This window comes from Chryseobacterium sp. 1B4 (genome assembly GCF_036631475.1).
Taxonomy (GTDB): domain Bacteria; phylum Bacteroidota; class Bacteroidia; order Flavobacteriales; family Weeksellaceae; genus Chryseobacterium.
This window is the reverse complement of the sequence record NZ_JAPNUF010000007.1, coordinates 645,360-666,273: the sequence shown is the minus strand read 5'-3', so window position 1 is coordinate 666,273 and position 20,914 is coordinate 645,360. Positions and strand designations below refer to the sequence as shown.

Annotated in this window: 22 protein-coding genes and 2 pseudogenes; 15 read left to right on the top strand and 9 right to left on the bottom strand. The window is 38.2% G+C overall.

Annotation, left to right across the window (positions count from 1 at the left end; translation table 11 throughout):
- Window positions 1–69: 69 nt before the first annotated feature.
- Entirely contained in the window at window positions 70–675 is a 606-nt protein-coding gene (locus tag OWR28_RS12815; RefSeq protein ID WP_332386937.1) for an NrtR DNA-binding winged helix domain-containing protein, read from the bottom strand.
- Window positions 618–818, bottom strand: a complete 201-nt coding sequence (locus tag OWR28_RS12810; protein WP_332386936.1) for a hypothetical protein — start codon at window positions 816–818, stop codon at window positions 618–620. Before OWR28_RS12810 ends, OWR28_RS12815 begins: the two co-directional genes overlap by 58 nt.
- A 397-nt stretch (window positions 819–1,215) precedes the next feature.
- On the opposite strand from OWR28_RS12810, the gene OWR28_RS12805 reads away from it, so the two are divergent.
- From OWR28_RS12805 to OWR28_RS12750, 11 genes and pseudogenes are all read left to right on the top strand, one after another.
- Complete coding sequence (locus OWR28_RS12805; RefSeq protein WP_332386935.1) at window positions 1,216–2,673, top strand: hypothetical protein; 1,458 nt, start codon at window positions 1,216–1,218, stop codon at window positions 2,671–2,673.
- Window positions 2,670–3,251 carry a hypothetical protein gene (locus OWR28_RS12800; protein ID WP_332386934.1) on the top strand — a complete coding sequence of 194 codons (582 nt, stop codon included), beginning with the start codon at window positions 2,670–2,672 and terminating at the stop codon, window positions 3,249–3,251. The genes OWR28_RS12805 and OWR28_RS12800 overlap by 4 nt, the downstream gene beginning before the upstream one ends.
- Window positions 3,230–3,439: a hypothetical protein gene (locus tag OWR28_RS12795; RefSeq protein WP_332386933.1), complete on the top strand. Its 210-nt coding sequence runs from the start codon at window positions 3,230–3,232 to the stop codon at window positions 3,437–3,439. Before OWR28_RS12800 ends, OWR28_RS12795 begins: the two co-directional genes overlap by 22 nt.
- 10 nt (window positions 3,440–3,449) lie before the next feature.
- Window positions 3,450–5,741, top strand: coding sequence for a glycoside hydrolase family 3 protein (locus tag OWR28_RS12790; protein WP_332386932.1), 2,292 nt, complete (start codon window positions 3,450–3,452; stop codon window positions 5,739–5,741).
- A 237-nt stretch (window positions 5,742–5,978) separates the two neighbouring features.
- Window positions 5,979–6,278, top strand: coding sequence for a hypothetical protein (locus OWR28_RS12785; protein ID WP_332386931.1), 300 nt, complete (start codon window positions 5,979–5,981; stop codon window positions 6,276–6,278).
- 50 nt (window positions 6,279–6,328) lie between these two features.
- A pseudogene (locus OWR28_RS27000) lies at window positions 6,329–7,143 on the top strand (alpha/beta hydrolase).
- Window positions 7,144–7,154: 11 nt separating this feature from the next.
- On the top strand, window positions 7,155–8,093 hold the full coding sequence (locus OWR28_RS12770; protein WP_332386927.1) for an alpha/beta hydrolase: 939 nt from the start codon (window positions 7,155–7,157) through the stop codon (window positions 8,091–8,093).
- A gap of 66 nt (window positions 8,094–8,159) precedes the next feature.
- Window positions 8,160–9,277, top strand: a pseudogene (locus OWR28_RS12765) (glycoside hydrolase family 3 N-terminal domain-containing protein).
- The gene (locus OWR28_RS12760; RefSeq protein WP_332386926.1) at window positions 9,259–9,894 is read left to right on the top strand and encodes a glycoside hydrolase family 3 C-terminal domain-containing protein; all 636 of its coding nucleotides are present in this window, start codon (window positions 9,259–9,261) and stop codon (window positions 9,892–9,894) included. Before OWR28_RS12765 ends, OWR28_RS12760 begins: the two are co-directional and overlap by 19 nt.
- Window positions 9,860–10,618 carry a glycoside hydrolase family 3 C-terminal domain-containing protein gene (locus tag OWR28_RS12755; RefSeq protein WP_332386925.1) on the top strand — a complete coding sequence of 253 codons (759 nt, stop codon included), beginning with the start codon at window positions 9,860–9,862 and terminating at the stop codon, window positions 10,616–10,618. The genes OWR28_RS12760 and OWR28_RS12755 overlap by 35 nt, the downstream gene beginning before the upstream one ends.
- A gap of 289 nt (window positions 10,619–10,907) precedes the next feature.
- Window positions 10,908–12,227, top strand: coding sequence for an aspartate kinase (locus tag OWR28_RS12750; RefSeq protein WP_332386924.1), 1,320 nt, complete (start codon window positions 10,908–10,910; stop codon window positions 12,225–12,227).
- Window positions 12,228–12,338: 111 nt separating this feature from the next.
- Here the strand turns inward: OWR28_RS12750 and OWR28_RS12745 are convergent, their stop codons facing one another.
- Window positions 12,339–12,809, bottom strand: coding sequence for an alpha/beta hydrolase (locus tag OWR28_RS12745; RefSeq protein WP_332386923.1), 471 nt, complete (start codon window positions 12,807–12,809; stop codon window positions 12,339–12,341).
- Window positions 12,806–13,159, bottom strand: a complete 354-nt coding sequence (locus OWR28_RS12740) for an alpha/beta hydrolase (protein ID WP_332386922.1) — start codon at window positions 13,157–13,159, stop codon at window positions 12,806–12,808. Before OWR28_RS12740 ends, OWR28_RS12745 begins: the two co-directional genes overlap by 4 nt.
- A gap of 661 nt (window positions 13,160–13,820) precedes the next feature.
- Between OWR28_RS12740 and arr the strand changes: the two genes are divergently transcribed.
- Window positions 13,821–14,255: an NAD(+)--rifampin ADP-ribosyltransferase gene (gene arr, locus OWR28_RS26995; protein ID WP_494168467.1), complete on the top strand. Its 435-nt coding sequence runs from the start codon at window positions 13,821–13,823 to the stop codon at window positions 14,253–14,255.
- Here the strand turns inward: arr and OWR28_RS12730 are convergent.
- The gene (locus tag OWR28_RS12730) at window positions 14,248–15,630 is read right to left on the bottom strand and encodes a S41 family peptidase (RefSeq protein WP_332386920.1); all 1,383 of its coding nucleotides are present in this window, start codon (window positions 15,628–15,630) and stop codon (window positions 14,248–14,250) included. The genes arr and OWR28_RS12730 overlap by 8 nt on opposite strands.
- 61 nt (window positions 15,631–15,691) lie before the next feature.
- On the opposite strand from OWR28_RS12730, the gene OWR28_RS12725 reads away from it, so the two are divergent.
- Window positions 15,692–15,988, top strand: coding sequence for a hypothetical protein (locus OWR28_RS12725; protein ID WP_332386919.1), 297 nt, complete (start codon window positions 15,692–15,694; stop codon window positions 15,986–15,988).
- A 116-nt stretch (window positions 15,989–16,104) separates the two neighbouring features.
- On the opposite strand, the gene OWR28_RS12720 is transcribed toward OWR28_RS12725, so the two are convergent.
- Window positions 16,105–17,079 (bottom strand): AraC family transcriptional regulator, encoded by a 975-nt coding sequence (locus OWR28_RS12720; RefSeq protein WP_332386918.1) that lies wholly within the window; start codon window positions 17,077–17,079, stop codon window positions 16,105–16,107.
- A 322-nt stretch (window positions 17,080–17,401) separates the two neighbouring features.
- Here OWR28_RS12720 and OWR28_RS12715 point away from each other — a divergent pair, with 322 nt between their 5' ends.
- Window positions 17,402–18,319, top strand: coding sequence for an FAD-dependent monooxygenase (locus tag OWR28_RS12715; RefSeq protein ID WP_332386917.1), 918 nt, complete (start codon window positions 17,402–17,404; stop codon window positions 18,317–18,319).
- A gap of 349 nt (window positions 18,320–18,668) precedes the next feature.
- Here OWR28_RS12715 and OWR28_RS12710 read toward each other — a convergent pair whose 3' ends face one another.
- Together OWR28_RS12710 and OWR28_RS12705 are read right to left on the bottom strand one after the other, a co-directional pair.
- Window positions 18,669–19,217, bottom strand: a complete 549-nt coding sequence (locus tag OWR28_RS12710; RefSeq protein WP_332386915.1) for a hypothetical protein — start codon at window positions 19,215–19,217, stop codon at window positions 18,669–18,671.
- Window positions 19,159–19,350, bottom strand: coding sequence for a hypothetical protein (locus OWR28_RS12705; protein WP_332386914.1), 192 nt, complete (start codon window positions 19,348–19,350; stop codon window positions 19,159–19,161). The genes OWR28_RS12710 and OWR28_RS12705 overlap by 59 nt, the downstream gene beginning before the upstream one ends.
- A 366-nt stretch (window positions 19,351–19,716) precedes the next feature.
- Here OWR28_RS12705 and OWR28_RS12700 point away from each other — a divergent pair, with 366 nt between their 5' ends.
- Entirely contained in the window at window positions 19,717–20,085 is a 369-nt protein-coding gene (locus OWR28_RS12700; protein WP_332386913.1) for a hypothetical protein, read from the top strand.
- A 39-nt stretch (window positions 20,086–20,124) separates the two neighbouring features.
- Here the strand turns inward: OWR28_RS12700 and OWR28_RS12695 are convergent, their stop codons facing one another.
- Complete coding sequence (locus tag OWR28_RS12695; RefSeq protein ID WP_332386912.1) at window positions 20,125–20,763, bottom strand: hypothetical protein; 639 nt, start codon at window positions 20,761–20,763, stop codon at window positions 20,125–20,127.
- Between the last annotated feature and the right edge of the window lie 151 nt (window positions 20,764–20,914).

Genomic DNA, 20,914 nt, shown 5'->3' with positions numbered 1-20,914 from the left:
GATTGTAAGCCAGAAAAACTTTTGGTGATGGTTTTATATTGTGTGATAATATTCGCATAATTTTCTCCGTTACCAGCTGTTCACTCCATTTTCAAGTGCCTTTTCATAATTTTCCTGATTAAAGGAATAGACATCCTGTGCTTTATGTGCGCCTCCTTTTCGTTGTTCATCCAGCTTGGTCAGGATCCCCAGGTTCTTTATTTTCCTGTAGAAATTACCCCTGTTCAGACTTCTCCCTAATATCGTTTCATACAATCGCTGCAATTCTGTCATCGTAAACTTTTCCGGCAGTAAATTGTAGCCAATTGGTTTGTAGGTTATTCGTTCCCTGAGTGTCAGCAGAGCTTTTAAAATAATCTGTTTATGGTCCATAGTGATCTGGTAATGATCAAGGTTATTAACGTCGAGCCATTCAAATTCTTCACTCAGTTCGTCTGCTTTTGGAGAAACGTCATGATAGTTTACCAATGCATAATAGCCGATAGAAATAAATCTTTGTTTATGCCACAAGCTGTCATCATAATCACTGAAAACTTCCTCACTTCGGCCATTCTTCCCAAAAACGGAAAATTCTTCCAAAAATAGATCCTTTACACCAGCCCGCTCGCTTAGAATTCTTACTGCAGCATCATCAATATTTTCTTCTTTTTCAGGTAGCCGCCCGGTAGAAACCATTGTTTGTTAAATTTCATCTTTATAGCCAGGACCTTAAGCTCGTTTTCACTGAATCCGAAGATGACAGTATCGATAGAAATATGGGGAACGTATAACTGATAGGCTTCTGCTGATTTTTCTAAGATCTGTTTATGAGGGTTCATATTATTTTAATTGTTCGTGCAGAACAAAGTTAAGGTGATATTAAGGAAGGTGCAAACATTCAGGCTTTTTAACATTACTTTTTGGTAACATATAATTTATAATTCCGGGTAAATAAATGATCTTTTTATCATTTTATTTTAAATTTATTATATATAATTTATTGAAAATCAATTATTTGTTATTGTGTTAATATTTTATTAACATTCATTTGGCAGTATCAAAAAAGAATGTAATATTGAGTCGCTTCATTATGAAGCAACTAAAAAATATTAAGAGATGTCAAAAATTACATGGATAAAATCCAGTTAGCTATTTGTTTAATTTTAAATCAGTTACCCATCTGAAATTCATCATTTCACTACACAATCCAAACAAAAAACAGATTAATTGATCATTATGAAAAACTCAAGACTCCGAATTTCCACTTTGCTGCTCATGTTTTCTTGTGGAGCAGTATTTGGACAACAAACTGACAGCTTAGCTTTGAAGAAAAAAGCGATAACTTCCTCCAAAGAGGACAACAACAGGAATGTGATGCTCAATGCTGCCAATAATACCAGCCCCCGTGACGTTAATATCGGTCTTCCTTCTACAGTTGGAGGAATCACGATTCTCGAAAATGACCTGCCTGTTGTTTATTTTTTCTGGCCCGAACTGCCCAATAAAACATGGAGGCAAAGTGTCGGACTGGAAAAAACGGGCCTTTTAAAAATGGACCAGTTGGCCAATACAACGGGAGATCTTGGTTTTGCAGTCAATTCATATTCGCAGACAGGAACTAAGGACCTTAAGATCAAAGGTAAATTTACAACGAGTAATTTTGGCTGGTTACAGGCCGATGCCAATGTTTCGGGGCCTATTTCCAAAAATGGCTGGACGTATACGGCAGGAGCTTTTGCCAACTATGATCCGAGCACCTATAAATTAGGATTTGCAAGAAATGCTGATGAAACAAAAATTTTCAGAGCAGGAGTAACTAAGTATTTTAACAACAATAAAGGACAGATAACCGCACTTTACAAATATGCGGATTCGTATAGCATAACCAATTATGCTGTTTTCCAATATGGGGAAAACGGAAAAGTAACAGAGCTTGATAATTTCAAAATTGGCAGAGATTCCTACGTAGTAAGAGACGGACAGATGAAAGTCAAAGATATTCTTACAGGAAATTATTATTGGGCTTCCATGAGTGGAGATGATAACAGATCGAAATCTCATAACATTGATATTTTTGGTAATTATCTTTTGAACAATGGATGGAATTTTAAATTCTCAACAAGAGCACATTTTTCAAAAGTGAAAATGTCCAATATGATTCCTTTGAGTATTTTCAATGCAGATTCTTCAGCAGGATATACTTTGGCTTCCGGCGGCCAGGCTTATTCAGGGCAGGTAGGAACTATTCTGGGAATGTATACACCGGAAACCCCGATTACCAGTATTGCAGGTCGTTTTTCTTTGAACAAACAGGTAGGAAATCATAATTTGACATTTGGAGCGTTGGAACAATATTATCACGTCAACCAATACACATCCAACCGAACTTTTTTCTTCCAGACTGTTGAGCCGCAACCTCAACGCTTGATTGGTCCGAATACGGATTCTGATGGCTTCTACAATTATAATGCAGGCGGAGAATACCATAGTGGAACAGAGAACAAATTTTCATTGTATGGTATTGATGAATGGAAAGTTACCGACAACTTTAATCTGAGCTATGGTTTACATTTAAGAAATCACATTATTGACGGGGAGTATTCTTTGGCTCCAAGGACTATTGGCTTTAGCTTTACAGATCCGGGCCAGTTTAATCATATCAGTCAAAGTTTTTTCAGATTGCAGGAAGTTTGAACGCAACTTATAACATTACCAAGAACTTCGGTATTTTAGCCAACTTCCTGTACACAGAAGAAAACAGAAGATTGGAAAGTTATTCCCAGGCTTTTGAACCCAATACCAATAAAATTAAAAGCCCATTGGGAGCATTTGGAGTTTTCTGGAATACCAATTGGATTCAGTTGATTTCTCAGGCTACCTATCTGAAGAAAAATAACAACCTTAACAGATATAATCTGGTAAATCCTGCAAACAGTTCTCAGGCGCAAACCACAACCGTTTATTATGATATTCAGACGCTGGGCTGGACCACGGATTTTGTTTTAAAACCATTCAAAGGATTCAATTTACATTACCTGGTTACTTTCCAGAATCCTGTATATAAGAAATTTAATTTCAATGCATTCGGGAAAGAGTATGATTATAATGACAACAATGTATTAGGGGTAGCTAAAGTTTTAATGGAAATCGATCCAAGTTATTCTATTGACAAGTGGAGGTTCTGGGCGAGCTTCAGGTATTTCTCAAAACAATACGCGAATCTTACCAACGCCTTATACTTTGCACCAAGATGGGAAACTTTCGGGGAGTAAGCTATACTGTAAACAAAAACATCAACATAGGTGCAACAGTGATCAACTTCCTGAACCAAAGGGGAGCCAGTGGAACCATCAATGGTGCTGAATTAATTACAGATGCAAGTCCATATTACGGAAAACTGTTGACAGGAACGTACATTATGCCATTGACAGGTCAATTATCAGTAAACTTCAATTTTTAAAATATAAACAATGAGAAGGACGGTTTTAAATATTGCTGCATTATTTTTTGGAATAACAGCATTTTCACAGAATATTCAGATGGTCACGAATCCTAAAGGTCCTGTTTTAGGCTATTCTGCAGATTCAGGGGTGAAAATTCTGACAGTTGGCGGAAATAAATTCAAAGATTTAAACAGAAACGGAAAGCTTGATCCATACGAAGACTGGAGACTTCCCGTCGATGAGAGAGCGAAAGATTTAGCTTCAAAGATGAGTGTTGAACAGATTGCAGGACTAATGCTTTACAGCGGCCATCAGTCTGTTCCTGCGCCTGCAGATGGTTTCCGGGCAGGTAAATATAATGGAATGCTGTATAAAGAAAGCGGGGCAAAAGCCTCGGATTTGACAGACCAGCAAAAGAAATTCTTAAAAGAAGATAACCTGCGTCACGTTTTGGTAACAACTGTTGAGTCTCCCGAAATTGCAGCACAATGGAGCAACAACATCCAGGCTTATATCGAAGGCCTTGGATTGGGAATTCCAGCCAATAACAGTACAGACCCGAGACATTCTGCAACCGTAACGGCTGAGTTTAATGAAGGAGCAGGCGGGCAGATTTCACTTTGGCCGGATGGCTTGGCAATGGGCGCGACTTTCGACCCGGAGCTGGTCAGAAAATTCGGAAATATTGCGGCTCAGGAATACAGAGCATTGGGTATTTCAACAGCTTTATCGCCTCAGATCGACCTGGGGACAGAGCCTCGCTGGTACAGAATCGCTTACGTTTTTTCTGAAAGTCCGGAACTGACAGCAGATTTAGGAAGAGGTTATATTGACGGTTTCCAGACAACCATCGGAAGTAAAAACGGCTGGGGTAATAAAAGTGTAAATGCCATGGTAAAGCACTGGCCGGGAGGCGGCCCTGAAGAAGGCGGCCGTGACGGTCATTGGGCAATGGGAAAATTCGCGGTTTATCCGGGGAATAACTTTCAGAACCACGTAAAGCCTTTTACCGAAGGTGCTTTCAAATTAAACGGAGGAACTAAAGAAGCTGCAGCAGTGATGCCTTATTACACAATCAGCTTTAATCAGGATACGAAAAACAGGGAAAATGTCGGGAACGGCTACAGTAAATATCTGATCACAGACTTACTTCGTGGAAAATACAAATACGATGGTGTGGTGTGTACCGACTGGCTGATTACGGCTGATGAACCCAAAACGCCGGGAGGATTTGCCGGAAAACCCTGGGGCGCTGAGAAATTATCTATTGCCGAACGTCATTACAAAGTGCTGGAAGCCGGGGTTGACCAATTCGGAGGAAATAATGATAAAGGACCTGTTTTGGAAGCGTATCAGATGGGAGTGAAAGAACACGGCGAAAAAGCATATCGTGCAAAATTTGAACAATCTGCCGTTCGTTTGCTTAGAAATTTCTTCAGAACAGGATTGTTTGAAAATCCCTACGTGAACATTGATGAAACCAAAAAAATAGTTGGTAATCCGGAGTTTATGAAAGCAGGGTATGAGGCCCAGGTAAAATCTATCGTGATGTTGAAAAATAAATCCAATATTCTTCCCATCAAGGAAAGAAAAACGGTTTACATCCCGAAGAGGTATTCTCCGGCAACATTTAACTGGTGGGGAATTTACACGGCTCCTTCTCTGGATTACCCTGTTGATATCGAAAAAATAAAAAAACATTATAACGTAACCGAAGATCCCGCTAAAGCTGATTTCGCATTGGTTTTTGTGAAAAGTCCACACAGTGAAGAAGGCGGTTACAGCGATATTGATGCTGCAGAAGGCGGAAACGGCTATCTTCCGATTTCTCTTCAATACAAAACCTATACAGCAACTGAAGCCCGTGAGAAAAGCATTGCAGCGGGTGATCCGGTTGTAGCCCCGAATGTACACGACAGGACATTCAGAAATAAAACTTCAACCGCTACCAACTTTACAGATCTGCTGACCATTGAAAACACGTACAAGGCAATGAACGGAAAACCCGTAATAGTTTCTGTAACAGCTTCAAAACCGATGGTTTTCAACGAATTTGAAAAGCATGCTGATGCCATTCTGATGAACTTTAATGTTTCCAATCAGGCGGTTGTGGATATCGTAACCGGAAAATACGAACCATCAGGATTACTTCCGCTTCAGATGCCTGCAAATATGGCGACTGTTGAAAGGCAGAAAGAAGATGTTCCTTACGATATGGAAACCCATAAAGATTCCGAAGGTCATAACTATGATTTCGGATACGGAATGAACTGGTCAGGTGTGATTAAAGATGCGAGAACAGAGAAATATAAAAAGTAATTGATGATTCCGGGTCTGTGTTTCACAGGCTCAGAATTTTATTTTTAAAAACTGTTTAACTTTTTAACCACAAAAGTCACAAAATCTTCAAGTCTGAAATAATAATTCTAAAAGCTTACAAAATTGAAAATCAAAGATTTTCAAAACTTAAGTGATCTTTAAAAAAAATAGCATTGAACTTAAAATAATTAAAGTGTTAAAAACTTTTGTGCCTTTTGTGATAAAAAACAATTTAATATGAAAATCAGATTCACAATCTATTCATTAATGCTGGGTTCATTAATGTTTGCCCAGGAAAACCTTGATTTCAGCGGAAAGAAAGAAATAATTTCACCGGAGATCAAAGGTAAAAGCGTAACATTCCGCCTGCGTGCACCGGAGGCGAAAACAGTAAAACTGCAGGGAAACTGGATGTCGGGAAAGGGTTGGGAACCGGGAACCGTAGAATTAAAAAAGATGCAGATGGAATCTGGACCTTCTCTGAAAATGATCTGGCTCCTGATATCTATACCTATTCATTTATTGTGGATGGTGTAAAGGCCAATGATCCGAACAATTCTTATCAGGTTCGTGATGTTTCATCGGTAATGAGTATGGTTTTGATAGATGGAAAACAATCTGAAAATTACAAAGTTCAGAACGTTCCGCACGGAACAGTTTCCAAAAGATGGTATCAATCAAACGGATTAAAAGAAGACAGAAGATTAACGGTTTACACCCCTCCGGGATATGAAAATTCAAAAGAAAAATTCCCTGTTTTATACCTGCTACACGGAATGGGTGGTGACGAAGAAGCATGGATGACCTTGGGAAGGGCCTCACAGATCCTGGATAATCTGATTGCTCAGGGAAAAGCAAAACCTATGATTGTTGTAATGCCAAACGGTCATACAAGCAATTCCGCAGCGCCGGGTGAATCTTCCAAAGGTTTTTATAAAATCGATATGAGGACACCGGATATTTTCAGTGGTGATATGGAAACCTATTTTAAGGAAATCATGGAATTTACAGAACATAATTACCGGGTAAAATCAGACGCAGGAAACAGAGCTATCGCCGGACTTTCCATGGGGGATTCCATTCCTTGTATATTTCTGCCAATCTGCCGGAAACGTTTGATTATGTAGGGCTGTTTTCTCCGGCAATTCTACCGCCTGATGAAAAGAAAAGTCCTGTTTATCAGAATTTAGATCAAAAACTGAAAGTCCAGCAAACCAATTCATACAAGTTGTATTGGATTGCCATAGGAAAAACAGATTTTCTTTACAAAAACGTGACGGAATACCGTGAAAAACTCAACAGGATGAACTTCAAATACCAATACGCAGAATCCGAAGGCGGTCATACGTGGAGCAATTGGAGAACCTACCTGAATGATTTTCTTCCTCAGTTATTTAAATAAACAAATTGAACATGAAAAGAATATTCATAACCGCACTGTTTATCTCAGGAATATACAATGCATATGCACAAAAATCTATTCCTTTATATCAGGGAAAGGCACCGGGAACAGAAAACTGGAAGCAGAAAGAAGCACAGCAATTCAGCGAGCTGTTCAAAACGGAAGTGGTTTTCAACGTGTCCCAACCTTCGATATTGGTTTTCGAAGCAGATAAAACCAAGATCAACGGGACAGTTGTTGTTATAGCTCCCGGTGGTGGTTTTCAAAGCTTATCGATCAACCGCGAAGGAGTTGATCTGGCAAAAAAACTCGCAGAAAACGGAATTACAGCAGTCGTTTTAAAATACAGATTGCTGGAAACGAAATCCAATGATCCTGCCAAAGAAATGATGGAGAATATCAAAGACAGAAATGCTTTTGATGCCAAAACAGCTCCTGTTAAAGTAATGGCTGGAGAAGATATCAGAACAGCAATTTCATATATCAGAACACATGCGGAAGAACTGAAGATCAATCCTGAAAAATTGGGTGTAGTAGGGTTTTCAGCAGGGGCAAGCGTAATTTTAGAAAGTGTTCTCCATAGTAAAGATGCTTCAACGTTACCAAATTTTGCCGCATCCATTTATGGCGGGCCAAGTCAGGAAATTCTCAGTACCGGGGTTCCTAAAGCTGCTCTTCCAATGTTTATCTGTGCCGCAAGTGATGATCAGCTGAAACTGGCACCTAAATCAGTTTTATTGTATAACAAATGGCTGGAAGCAGGGCAGCCCGCTGAGCTCCATATCTATGAAAAAGGAGGTCATGGCTTTGGTATGGGAAAACAAAATCTTCCCGTTGACAAATGGTCTGATGTGTATCTCGACTGGTTGAGATACCATAACTTTTGTAGTGATCTAATCAATATTTTATATAGTTTCTTTCATGGCACTTTCAGTTTCAGGACAGAATAGTGCTGTGATTTTGAAAGAGTGTATTGATCAAATTTAAATACCTGTAATAAAAATCAAATCTGAATTATGAATAAGAATATCTCAACACTGGCCGGACTTTTTTCCGGTACCAGATATCCGTTATTGCTTCTGGCTTTAGTGGGGATGTCATCTCTTACAAAGGCTCAAAATAATCCAACAATTACCGTTGGCGGAAAAACATTCAAAGACCTCAATAAAAATGGTAAACTGGACGTCTGGGAAGATACAAGACTTTCGGTTGATCAAAGAATTGATGCCATCATCAGCCAAATGACCAATAAAGAGAAGGTTGATCTGCTGATTGGAACAGGAATGCCCGGAATTGAAGTCTTAACCGGACCTGTAGGTGATTCAAAGCAAGGACTTGTTCCCGGAGCTGCAGGCGGAACAGCTAATCTGGACAGATTCGGAATTCCGGCTACTGTTGTTGCGGATGGGCCTGCAGGTTTAAGAATTGCACCAACCAGGGAAAATGATTCCAAAACGTACTATGCAACGGCATTTCCTGTAGGAACGGCTTTAGCTTCAACCTGGAACAAAACGCTATTGGAAGAAGTAGGAAAAGCAATGGGAAATGAAGTGAAAGAATACGGCGTTGATGTTTTGCTGGCGCCTGCCTTGAATATTCAGAGAAATCCATTAAATGGAAGGAATTTTGAGTATTATTCAGAAGATCCCTTAATTTCAGGGAAAACTGCCGCAGCAATTGTCAATGGAGTCAGTCCCGGGGAGTAGGAACTTCTGTTAAACATTTTGCTGCCAATAATGAGGAAACCAATCGTTTAACAATCAATGCACATGTATCTGAAAGAGCATTGAGAGAATTATATCTGAGAAATTTTGAAATCACCGTGAAAGAATCTCAGCCCTGGACCGTAATGTCATCTTATAACAAAGTGAACGGGGTGTATACTTCAGATTCCAGAGATTTACTGACCCAGGTTTTAAGAAACGAATGGGGATTCAAGGGCATTGTAATGACCGATTGGTTCGGTGGCTTTCCGGGATTTGAATCCATCAGAACTGGAGGGATTTCTGATGTTGTCAAGCAGATGAATGCAGGGAATGACCTTTTGATGCCCGGAATTCCGGCACAGAAAAAGTCCTGCTGGAAGCTTTGGATTCAGGCCGATTACCAGAAGAAGTGGCGGATCTTAACGTGAAAAGAATTTTGAAATATATTTTCAGTACACCAACATTTGCGCACTATAAATATAGTGACAGACCGGATCTGAACGCACATGCTGCAGTAACCAGAAGCGCGGCAGCAGAAGGAATGGTTTTGCTTAAAAATGAAAACAATGCTTTGCCTTTTGCAGACAGGCAGAAAGAAGTCTCATTGTTCGGAGTGACTTCGTATGCGTGGATTACAGGAGGTACGGGAAGCGGGAGTGTCAACAACAGACATACGGTTTCTCTTTTGGAAGGGCTGAATGCTGCAGGGTATAAATTAGACAGGGAGCTGGTAGAATTGTATAAACCGCATGCTGAAAAAGAGGCTGCAGCAGAAAAGGAAAGGAGAAAAGCCCGGGGGATTTTAGCTTTGCCGGAGAGGCTCCCCGAAATGAAAATGGATGATGCCCTCATTACTAAAAAAGCGGAAACTTCTGAAATTGCTTTTGTAACATTGGGAAGAAATTCCGGTGAAGGAGGAGATAGAGTAGTGAACAATGACTTTAATCTGGCCCCGGAAGAAATAGAAATGCTTGATAAAGTTTCCAAAGCTTTCCACGCAAAAGGAAAAAGTGGTGGCTATACTGAACATCGGAGGGGTTATTGAGACTGCTTCATGGAAAGACAAGGTAGATGCCGTTTTATTGGCCTGGCAGCCAGGCCAGGAAGGAGGGCATTCTGTGGCGGATGTGATTTCCGGGAAAGTAAATCCTTCCGGAAAACTGACGATGACTTTCCCTGTAAATTATGCGGATCATGCATCAGCAAAGAATTTTCCGGGTGAGCCATCAGATAATCCTGCAGATGTGACTTATAAGGAAGGTATTTATGTGGGATACCGCTATTTCAATACTTTTGGTATAAAGCCTTCGTTTGAATTCGGATATGGAAAATCATATACTGATTTTGAGTATTCAGATATTAAAACCAGCTCAAAGGTATTTAATAATTCAGTAGAGGTAAGTGTCAATATTAAAAATACAGGAAAGGTACCAGGAAAAGAAGTCGTTGAATTATATCTCTCCGCACCTGGAAAGACCATTGACAAGCCAAAGTCTGAATTAAAAGCTTATGCAAAAACAAAAGAATTAAATCCCGGTGAATCACAGACTGTTATTTTGACTTTAAACAAGAAAGATTTAGCTTCGTTTGAAACCGGAAAATCAGCCTGGATTGCTGAAGCCGGAACCTATAAAATTCTGGTAGGAGCTTCCTCACTGGATATCAGACAGAAGGTTGAAATTAATGTAGCGAAAGAATTATTAGTTGAAAAGGTACAGCACATTCTTCCTGCAGACAAACCATTTGAAGATCTAAAACCACAGCAATAATAAAATAAAAGGTAAATCTAATGCTTAAGTCCTTTATTAACAGTTTGATAGGGTGGGATGTCTGACATCATAAAGAAATTATTAGGAATTAATCTTTTATTTGTAAAAATTTGTATATTTGCCCAGCAAAAAAAGAAATAATGATATTATCTAACTTAAAAAAGGGAAAGAAACAGTACTTACGTCGAACGTCGTGAGTCATTTTCCTTTGGTTAGAAACTAAAATAAATCAGGAGCTTGTCATCACGACAGGCTCTTTTTTTTGGAAATATTTAACAATTAATATATTATGAAAGTACTAAAATTTGGAGGGACTTCAGTAGGAAGCCCGGAAAGGATTGAACAGTTATTACCCATTATCAGATCTCAGGCAGCGGATAAACATCTGGTTGTTTTATCAGCAGTGTCCGGTACAACAAATGATCTGGTAAAGCTGTCAGAACTGTATGAGAAGAAGGATATTGAGGGAGCCTACAAACATATTGATGTACTATATGAAAAATATAAAAACTTTGTAAATAAATTATTTAAAACAGAAGAAGGTATTCAGGAAGCTTCCGCTTTTATTGACAAAATTTTTGATCTGTTTTATCAATTCAAAAATAAAAACTTCACTTCCAGTGCAGAACGTGTTATACTGGCGCAGGGTGAGATTATTTCAACAACTTTGTTTCATTTACATTTAAAGGAAAAAGAAATCGCTTCTGTTCTGTTATCGGCATTAGATTTTATGCTGATTGATGAAGATAAGGAACCCGATATTGATTACATCAGAAAACATGCTGGCCTTGAAATAGCAAAATATCAGGAAGAAACATTATTTATAACCCAGGGATATATTTGCAGAAATGCTCAGGGAGAAATTGATAATCTGCAAAGGGGAGGATCAGATTATACAGCTTCATTACTGGGAGCAGCATTGCAGGTAGAGGAAATTCAGATCTGGACAGATATTGACGGCTTCCATAATAATGATCCGAGATATGTTCAGAATACAAAGTCTATTGCCAGACTTAGCTTTGATGAAGCTGCCGAGTTATCTTACTTTGGAGCCAAAATTCTACATCCTCAAAGCGTTTTCCCTGCAAGAAAATATAATGTTCCTGTAAGATTGCTGGATACGATGAATCCAAGTGCGGCCGGAACATTAATTTCAGGAGAAATTTCCAATCAGAATCAGATTGTAGCAATTGCAGCCAAAGATGGGATCACCGCCATCCGCATTCAGTCTTCCCGTATGCTGATGGCGTATGGCTTTTTGAGAAAAGTTTTTGAGGTTTTTGAACGTTATAAAACTCCGATTGATATGATTACCACTTCTGAAGTAGCTGTTTCTCTTACCATAGACCAGACAGAGCAGCTGTCTGAAATCGTAAAAGAACTTGAGTTTTTCTCAGCTGTTGAAATTGACAATGAGCAGTCTATCATCTGTATTGTTGGAGATTTCAGAAAAGAAAATCACGGATACGCAACCATTGTCTCTGAAGCGGTAAAACATATTCCGATCCGTATGATTTCTTATGGAGGAAGTGAAAATAATATTTCATTACTGGTTCCGTCTGTTTATAAAATAGAAGCTTTAAGATCTCTGCATAACAGATTGTTTTAGAAAAAGATAAAAATATCAGAATAAAAACCGCTTTTAAAGCGGTTTTTATTGTTTACAAATATGTAGATGAAAAAAGGTGGACAGAATTGTCCACCTTTTTTATACTATATTTTAAGACTGAATAAACTCCAAAAGATCTTTATTGATCGTTTCATGCTCTGTAGTCGGCATACCGTGAGGGAAGCCAGGATAGACAATCAGTTTGCCGTTCTTCAGCAATTTGGCTGATTTTATCGCAGAATTTTCGATAGGGACAATCTGGTCATCGTCTCCGTGCATTACCAGAACAGGAATATCAACTGCTTTCAGATCTTCTGTGAAATCCGTTTCAGAGAATGCTTTGATGCCGTCATAATGGGCAACGATTCCTCCCATCACACCTTGTCTCCACCAGTTTCTCTGAACTCCGTCTTTTACATTGGCACCTTCTCTGTTATATCCATAGAAAGGGAATGTCAGATCATAATAAAACTGGTTTCTGTTGTTCATGGTCTGCTCCCTGATATTATCAAAAACTTCCATAGGAACTCCATCAGGGTTCGATTCACTTTTTACCATAACTGGCGGAACGGCACTGATCAATACTGCTTTTTTGCTCTTCCATTAGCATATTTATGTACATAACGGATCACTTCACCACCTCCGGTAGAATGTCCTATATGAACAACATCTTTCAGATCAAGAAACTCAACAAGCTCTGCAGCATCAGAAGCATATTGTTCAATAGTATGATTATAAATGTTCTGGCTTGAGCGGCCGTGGCCTCTTCTGTCATGGGTAATAACCCTGTAACCTCTCTGTAGGAAAAAGATCACCTGTGCATCCCAGTCATCGGATGATAATGGCCACCCGTGGTGAAACATCAGTACAGGCCCTTCTCCCTGGTCTTTATAAAAAATTTCAGTTCCGTCTTTTAATGTTAATGTACTCATAGCTTTAAATTTTTAATGTTGATGATTAACTTATTTTGTAATTATGTGTTGTCTTAATTCTTTAGCAAATGTAATAAGGCAAAGTTAGATGGAAATTAAACTAGATTAATTTCGTTCACTTGAAAGTAAAAAGTTATAGAAATTAATTTATTTATTGCCTGATGTTAAGTAAATATAATAAAAAACAGGCATTCACGAAAAGGGCTGATACAGTTTGTTTTTACATCAAACGAGAGTATCTTTATAAAATAAGTGTGATTAAAGTTCTTTTCAGGATGCTTTTCGTTTCATCACATTTGTATAAATTTGTCAGATCTACCGAAACAATTGTAAAACTATTAAAAAATAAAGCATGGAATTCTCTCCTTTTAATAATGTGGTTAAACGATGTCTGCAAGGCATGGCCATGGAAGAAAACGGAATGTCAGAAGAGGCAGGAAGGCTGTTTTTGCAAGCCTGGAATGAATCAACGGATGATCACGAAAAATTTCTTGCCGCTTATTATGTTGCCCGCCATCAGAAGACACCTTCAGATGAGTTAAAATGGCTGGAAACATCATTGGAGTTTGCTTTAAAAATAAATGATGATACTGTTAAAAGTGCGCTGCCTGCTCTTTATCAGAAAATTGCTCAATGTTACGGAAAATTAGGAGATACGGAAATGTCAGAAAAGAATGCTGAACTGGCATTGCAGTTAAAAAACCATCCATCTGATAAAGGACCTTTTTACCACGGGACAAAAGCAGATTTAAAGGTTGGAGATTTACTGACAGCAGGAGGAAATTCTAATTACCAGTCTGATCTTAAAATGAATCATATCTACTTTACGGCTTTGGTTAATGGGGCAGGACTTGCTGCTGCATTAGCAAAAGGAGAAGCTAAAGAACGTGTCTATATTGTAGAGCCAACAGGAAATTTTGAAAACGATCCGAATGTCACCGATAAAAAATTCCCAGGGAATCCCACCCGTTCTTACCGCTCCGAAATGCCTTTGAAAATTATCGGGGAAGTCACAGAATGGACCAGGCCGGCGCCTGAAGATCTTCAGCGTTTCCGCGAAAAATTAGAAAACAGCAATGGGGAGATTATCAATTAGTCTCCTTATTTGTTTTCACTGTTTTTAATATATATTCCAATGGCTTATCAGTACCATTAATTTTATCCTGTAATGTCGGGATTATGAGGATATCAGGAATTACAGGAGCATAGCTGCCTGTATTGCAGTCAGCGCCAAAGCTCATGGATGAAGTACTGCGCATTTGAATCTTACTATTGGGAAGCGTAAACATAAAGGCTTCACCAAAATCATTGGTATATTCACCCGTTGGCTCGCCTACAAGCTCTGCCAGCTTGTAGTGCTTCATCCCGTCTGCCACAAGATTGGCACTTGAAAAGGTAAAAGGACCGGTTAGGACATATACTTTTCCTTTAAAAACAGGATCATTTTTAAATTTATTAAAATCCGGCTTACAGTGGCCTGTTTCCCACACGGTTCCGTTCTCCATTTTCAGATATTCACTTTCGGTATTACGGTCTGCAATGAGTTTATCTTTATAAATCTGGCTTATTTTCCAGCGTTTGCTGCCTTGTAGGGAATATTTCTGATCTGTAATATAGCTCAGCAAAAGGTCTCCGAAAATAGAATTTCCGCCACTGTTATTTCGGAGATCAACGGCTAGATTTTTAATATCCTCTTTTCTTATTGTTACAAATGCCTCACTGAGGAACTTATCAAAATCATCCATATTTCCGGACATACTCCTGAAATCCAGATAAGCCAGTTTATGATTGATGATTTTGAAATCATAAGGCTTTGCAATTCCCGGCATTGATAAAGCCAGGAAATCTCTGAACTTCATTCCTTCATTAATGGTAATTTCTTTGATGTCTCCTTCAGGCAGCTTATACCTTACGGAGAAAGGGGCCGTTATGTTTTCCAGGTACAGAAAATAGCTGAACAATTTCAGGGATATAACATCTCTGAACTGGCTGGTTCCGCCGATATTCTTTTTCATGTTCTGAAACAATGGATCAAGATCTTTCCCATTAATACTGAGAATTGCTGATCCTGCAGGTATTTGTCCCGTATTCACAGATGAATATAATTTTTCATGGTCTGAAATGAGTAACAGCGGAAAGAAAACAGGCCTGGAAAAATCCTCTTTCATAAAAGACTGAGAAATGCCCGGATTGGAATGGGCATCCTGCAAAAGGGCACTTACCTGGTACATTACTAAAGTCATTTCCTTTAATGACAACTGATCCGGCAGCTTACTTTTAATCTTATCCACTTCCGTATTATATTGCTTCTGAGATATGAACAGGAAAGGGCTGTAATGAGAATCCAAAACCGTTTTACTGTAATAGTCGATATCATCTTTGGCCTGCTGTCTGCTTACTGTATTTTGAGAAAAGCATAATGATATTGATAGGAATAATACAATAAATGAAATTGATTTCTTTGTAATCATAATAAAGATTAAAAATTTTATCTTCAAAAATACTAATTAATGAAACATGCTGGAGATATGTATGTTAGAATATTCCATTCCGGCAAAGGGCTGGTATTTTTTCCGATGTGGGATCGCTATCAATTCTGACTGTAATGATTACTTTTTCTATATCAACGGAATCGGTGATGTCTGGAGAAGCTATTGTGGATCAAACACTGCGGCATATATGTTTCCAAGAGATCAGAACAGGGTATTATATTTTGCTGCACCAGGAACTTATACTGTGTTGGCGGGAAAAACAAATGGAGTAGTACCGGCATCCTTCAATGGTGGCAACCCTTCTTTTTATCTGGATTTTGTAAAGTTCCAAAACTAAGGCGTAAGTCTGAATATTATATGACAGGGTTAAAAAAGATTCTAAAAGCATACTATGAAAACTAAGCTGTAAAGAATTAACTTTACAGCTTGTTGTTTACTTTATTTCCGATAGGTTTAATGTCTTGCCTGGTTCGGGGGAATACCAAATTTCTTCTTGAAAGCACTGCTGAAATGCTGCAGGGAACAGTAGCCCAGTTCCATTGCTATTTCTGTCGCCTGCTTTTTACCTTTTATCAGATCATTTTTTGCCATCTCTAAACGTAAATCCGACAGGTAAGAAAAAGCGGTCTGATTAAATATCTCTTTAAATCCCCGTTTCAGTTTATATTCGTTAATGCCCGCAATCTTTGCCAGTTCCGGCAGAGTTGGGGGAGAACCTATATTTTTCACCAGATAATCACGGGCAAAAACAATGCGCTCCTTATCATAATCATGTTTTATATACTCCGGTTTGTGATTTTCAACCGCATTAAAAGATTCTGCCTGTAAAACAAGGAGTTCAATGGTCTTCGATAAAAGGAATAACCGTTTTGATCCGTCCGAAAATTCACAATTTAAAATTGAATGGATACAGGTATGTAATGGTAAGCCGATATTTAAATTTGAGGGTGAAAAAGCAGCAGGAGTTCCCGAAACTATTTTATCAGCAAATTGCTTTAGAGATTCATTTCCGTCTTTTGATATCGCAAGAAACGCTTCTTTTGAAAATTGAATCATAAATGATTTCATCCGGGGTTCAGCCCATTTCATTTTACCTTCAGCACCGGTACCGTAAAATAAATTATGCTGATTCCCATTCAGTTCAAAAGAACTGTTCATTCCATGTTGCTGTATTGAAGTTTTTCCCTGCAGATTAAAATGCATGGTAACCAGTTCCATATCTCCCTTCCAGTCAAGCTCCGTGGATTTCTCAAGCTCTGTTTCAGAATACAGCATTCTGATGCCGTCAAAGAGCCATTGTTTGGTTGTTACCTGCCCAAAAGGAATATCTGTTTTAAAGACATTTTCTTTAAAACCATAGGAATTGAAGTCATTTTCATCAAAGCCTGCTGTAAATACCCTTTCGCTGTTTTTTAATTCAAACCCCATTACTCCCTGATTTGCTAGTTGAACTCCTTTTTTACAAGTTTCTTTTTTCTGGTGTGATAATTTTACCATACAAGATTATCAGAATTAAAGATAGAAAAAATTCAACAGAGAATAGTTGGCAGTAGAAAAACATACATGTCCTTTGATGTAATATAGAAAATAATGAATAAAAAGTAATTATAATAGGGGCAGGTGTTGCCGGCCCGATACTGGCTTTGCAATTGAAAAAAATAGGTTTTCAGCCTGAAATATTTGAATCCAGATCCGCAAATAATACCAATGAGGGAGTCTTTTAGGCATTACCCCTAACGGATTAAATGTATTGAAAGAATTTATAGACCTTGAAAAACTTAAAGAGGATTACACGCCGGGTTCAATAAAATTTTTCAATGCCAGGGGAAAACAGATAGCCGGGCTGGATACGGCTTATCAAAAACAACAGTATGGAGCAGAGGCACTGCAGATAAAAAGAGCAAATCTCAATACCTATGCCCGGGCGGCAGCAGCTGAAGCCGGTATAAAGATTGAGTATAATAAGAAGTTTGTCCGGTATCATGAATCAGATGATCAGGTAACAGCTTACTTTGCAGATGGCACCTCCGTTACCGGTGATGTGTTAATGGGCTGCGATGGAATGTTTTCTGAGGTAAGAAATCAGCTGTTTCCGGAAAAATCTGTCATCAGATATACAAAGCTCATTTCTACCGGCGGATATGCCAGAATTGCTGAGCTCTCAGAACCTCTTGATTCGATAAGGATGACATTTGGAGAAAGAGGCTTTTTTGCTTACTCGGTTTCAGATAAAGGCGAAGTATGGTGGTTTAATAATTACTTCCGGGATCAGGAGCCAAAGCCACAGGAAATAGAAAAGATACTGAAAGCTGAAATCAAAGACCACCTGGCAGATATTCATAAGAATGATGATCCTTTATTTTCCGGCATCATCAGGAACAGCTACGAAATTATTGCTTACCCGGTGTATGACCTCCCCAGGCTTTCGAAGTGGTATAAAGGAAAAGTATGTCTGATGGGAGATGCTGCACATGGTATTTCTCCACATATAGGTCAGGGAGCATCCTTAGCACTGGAAGATACTGTTGTTATCGCTGAACAGTTAAAATTAAATAAAGAATGTGAGGCTGCCTTTCAGGCCTTTCAATCCGAACGGCAGTCCAGAGTAGAAAGAATAATAAAAAATGCAAGAAAAGTTGGTCATACTAAAACAAAACAAATCCAATAGCTGCCTGGTTCCGGGATCTTTTTATCGGATATTTTATCAGCAGGCAAATTCAGCAGCTTGACTGGATATACGGCTGGACCTACGCGTCAGAAGATAAAGGTAATTAGCTGATGTAACTATTTTCATAAGCAGAAAGCATTGTATACTTATTAGATCTTATGACTGTACTCATAAAGAGCGGGGAATGTTTTTCTTAGATTTGAATATAAGTTTTTCATTCATCCAATAGTTTTTAGCCTCTTTGGGAGGCTTTTTATGTAATGGTTATTTTTTTTTGAAGAAGAGTTCGTATCAAAAAACAGCCACAGTACAAAACTGTGGCTGTCTTTTTGAAATCAAATATCGGCTATTATAAAGATCTGGAGCGGGCAATATTGATAAGGTACACAAGGTGTGCGTACATGCTCCGCTTTACAGACTCTACTTTTATATCTCCGGTGACCTGGTTAATGGTTGTTACCAGATCGGTGTTGCATTGGCCGCCAAAACTGCCGCTTCCTAAATAGTTTACAGTATTGGTTGCCGGGTAAGATATTCTTGGATAATCCGGCGCCGTCTGGTTGGCAACAGCTGTTGTACCGCTATACCCCTTATTGTCAATATATCGGGCAGCCCAGGTTCCCAGGAACTGTCCATTACCGGTATTAATTGTTTGTCCTACTACAATTTGCGTATCTACAGGATTGGTAAACCCTGAGCAGGATGTATAATGGTTTATTGAAACCGTGCAGGATGAAGCATTGTCTATAGGCTGGAAGCACTTTCCTTCATAAATGGTCAGCCTTTGCTCAGCAGAAGACATAGAGGTGTTTAACAGGGCTTTCGGAGCAAAAATTTCTTCAGGAGAAATAAGAAACAAAACTCCTTCCGAATCCGCTGCAACAATTTTTTTCTGCATTTGAAAGTCCTCTTACTCTTACCAGGCCATTAACGTCCAACGTTTGAGTTGGAATGGGTGTATTAATCCCAACCTGTGCTAATGAACTGCCATAAAGGGCAAGAGCCACCAAAAAGAACGTTTTTGTTTTCATGTTTTTTGAAAAGGTTAAATTTTTCACTAATGTAAGAAATATCCTTAAAACTGAAATACAATTCGCTTAAAGTAATTGTAAACAGATATTGAATGTATTATGATCAAACCCTGATGTCCTATTTTAAAATAACTCAAAATATTTACATCCTCTATTTGTTTGAAAAATATTTGTATTTTAGCCGAAATATATTGTTTTTTAATAAACATATTGGATGCTAATTAAAATTCAGATAATTTGAAGGAAAAAAATTAGTAGATTTGCACGGAACAAAAAATAATAAATATTAAGCAAGATTCTGTGGCTGAATTTTTAGAAGGAAAGTCATAAGAATAACAGGATTTAGGTTATAAAACTACTGAAACTATGAAGAAACTTTTTTTACTTTTATTAACGGCGTTTTTATGTATCGGTTGCAGCTCTGATGATGATTCTATTTTTGATTATGTAGGAACATGGTCTGGTTCTTATGAAGGGAGCGATAAAGGAGTCTGGAACTTTGTGGTAGATGAGAGTGGTAAAGTGGTAGGGACAATGCATTCCGATGTTAATAATGAAAACTATAATATATCCGGGAATTTAAGTGAAACGGGAGATCTGAATGCCACGGTAGGACTTCCTTCAAAAGGAGAATTCAAAGGAACATTATCTACCGATAAAAAAGGAAACGGAAACTGGTCAAACTCACTTCCAACACCTCCAAAATCAGGAACCTGGAAAGGAGAAAAGAAATAAAAAAAGAAAGTCTGCAGTAGATTCTGCAGACTTTTTTATTTAAACAAATCCCATATGGGTAATTTCATTATTTTTATTCTTCAGGACTACAAAATAGAGTAGACCCTCCTCCCCGGTAAAATACTTTTTAAAAGTTTTTTCCTGCTGCCGGTTCCAGCTGATCATTTCTTCATTACTTTCCGTACTGTAATTTTCAGAATCTATTTTTAAAGTCACTATGGTTCCTTCATCTGCAGTACAATCTACGTTCTTGTATATAACCTGGCCCCGAATTTTGATACAATCGGAAACACTGGGGATCATACCAAATTGAAATTCTTTCAAAAGTATTTTTCCTTCTTCAGTTTTTAACCCATTGGTAACTGTTCTTTTTCCTCTTTCAGAAACCTTGTCAAAATCTTTAATCGCTGTCATTACTTTTGCAAACTTCTGGTAGAGGAGGGGATCACCTGCTTCTTTGATATATTTTTCCAAACTGCTCCGGATGATCTTTCCGATTTTGGAACAATGTCCGAATTCCGAACTGTTTTGTCTCACCTTTTCATAGGTAGGGCTCTTTTTAAAAGCATTTTTATTAAAACCGCTTTTCTTCCGAACTACATTTTTGCCGTTCAGATTATAAAATACCAGGTCACCAACAGCTCCTGTGATCTTGATCAGACTTTCATATGTTGCCATATCTTTAAAATAGATTCAAATATACCAATAAATAAATGAAAACAAAATTTTAACATATATTTATAATATAGTTGTAGTATAGTTATAGCATAATTTGAATATAAAATGTATATTTGTATAAAATTTGTTAAACAAGTATAAATCAGAAGGA

Bases quoted from the DNA above. Each gene is read 5' to 3' on its own strand.
- OWR28_RS12815 (WP_332386937.1), bottom strand. From the start codon at position 675: ATGGTTTCTACCGGGCGGCTACCTGAAAAAGAAGAAAATATTGATGAT.
- OWR28_RS12810 (WP_332386936.1), bottom strand. From the start codon at position 818: ATGAACCCTCATAAACAGATCTTAGAAAAATCAGCAGAAGCCTATCAG.
- OWR28_RS12805 (WP_332386935.1), top strand. From the start codon at position 1,216: ATGAAAAACTCAAGACTCCGAATTTCCACTTTGCTGCTCATGTTTTCT.
- OWR28_RS12795 (WP_332386933.1), top strand. From the start codon at position 3,230: ATGGGAAACTTTCGGGGAGTAAGCTATACTGTAAACAAAAACATCAAC.
- OWR28_RS12790 (WP_332386932.1), top strand. From the start codon at position 3,450: ATGAGAAGGACGGTTTTAAATATTGCTGCATTATTTTTTGGAATAACA.
- OWR28_RS12785 (WP_332386931.1), top strand. From the start codon at position 5,979: ATGAAAATCAGATTCACAATCTATTCATTAATGCTGGGTTCATTAATG.
- OWR28_RS12770 (WP_332386927.1), top strand. From the start codon at position 7,155: ATGAAAAGAATATTCATAACCGCACTGTTTATCTCAGGAATATACAAT.
- OWR28_RS12750 (WP_332386924.1), top strand. From the start codon at position 10,908: ATGAAAGTACTAAAATTTGGAGGGACTTCAGTAGGAAGCCCGGAAAGG.
- OWR28_RS12740 (WP_332386922.1), bottom strand. From the start codon at position 13,159: ATGAGTACATTAACATTAAAAGACGGAACTGAAATTTTTTATAAAGAC.
- arr (WP_494168467.1), top strand. From the start codon at position 13,821: ATGTCAGAAAAGAATGCTGAACTGGCATTGCAGTTAAAAAACCATCCA.
- OWR28_RS12730 (WP_332386920.1), bottom strand. From the start codon at position 15,630: ATGATTACAAAGAAATCAATTTCATTTATTGTATTATTCCTATCAATA.
- OWR28_RS12725 (WP_332386919.1), top strand. From the start codon at position 15,692: ATGTTAGAATATTCCATTCCGGCAAAGGGCTGGTATTTTTTCCGATGT.
- OWR28_RS12720 (WP_332386918.1), bottom strand. From the start codon at position 17,079: ATGGGGTTTGAATTAAAAAACAGCGAAAGGGTATTTACAGCAGGCTTT.
- OWR28_RS12710 (WP_332386915.1), bottom strand. From the start codon at position 19,217: ATGCAGAAAAAAATTGTTGCAGCGGATTCGGAAGGAGTTTTGTTTCTT.
- OWR28_RS12705 (WP_332386914.1), bottom strand. From the start codon at position 19,350: ATGAAAACAAAAACGTTCTTTTTGGTGGCTCTTGCCCTTTATGGCAGT.
- OWR28_RS12700 (WP_332386913.1), top strand. From the start codon at position 19,717: ATGAAGAAACTTTTTTTACTTTTATTAACGGCGTTTTTATGTATCGGT.
- OWR28_RS12695 (WP_332386912.1), bottom strand. From the start codon at position 20,763: ATGGCAACATATGAAAGTCTGATCAAGATCACAGGAGCTGTTGGTGAC.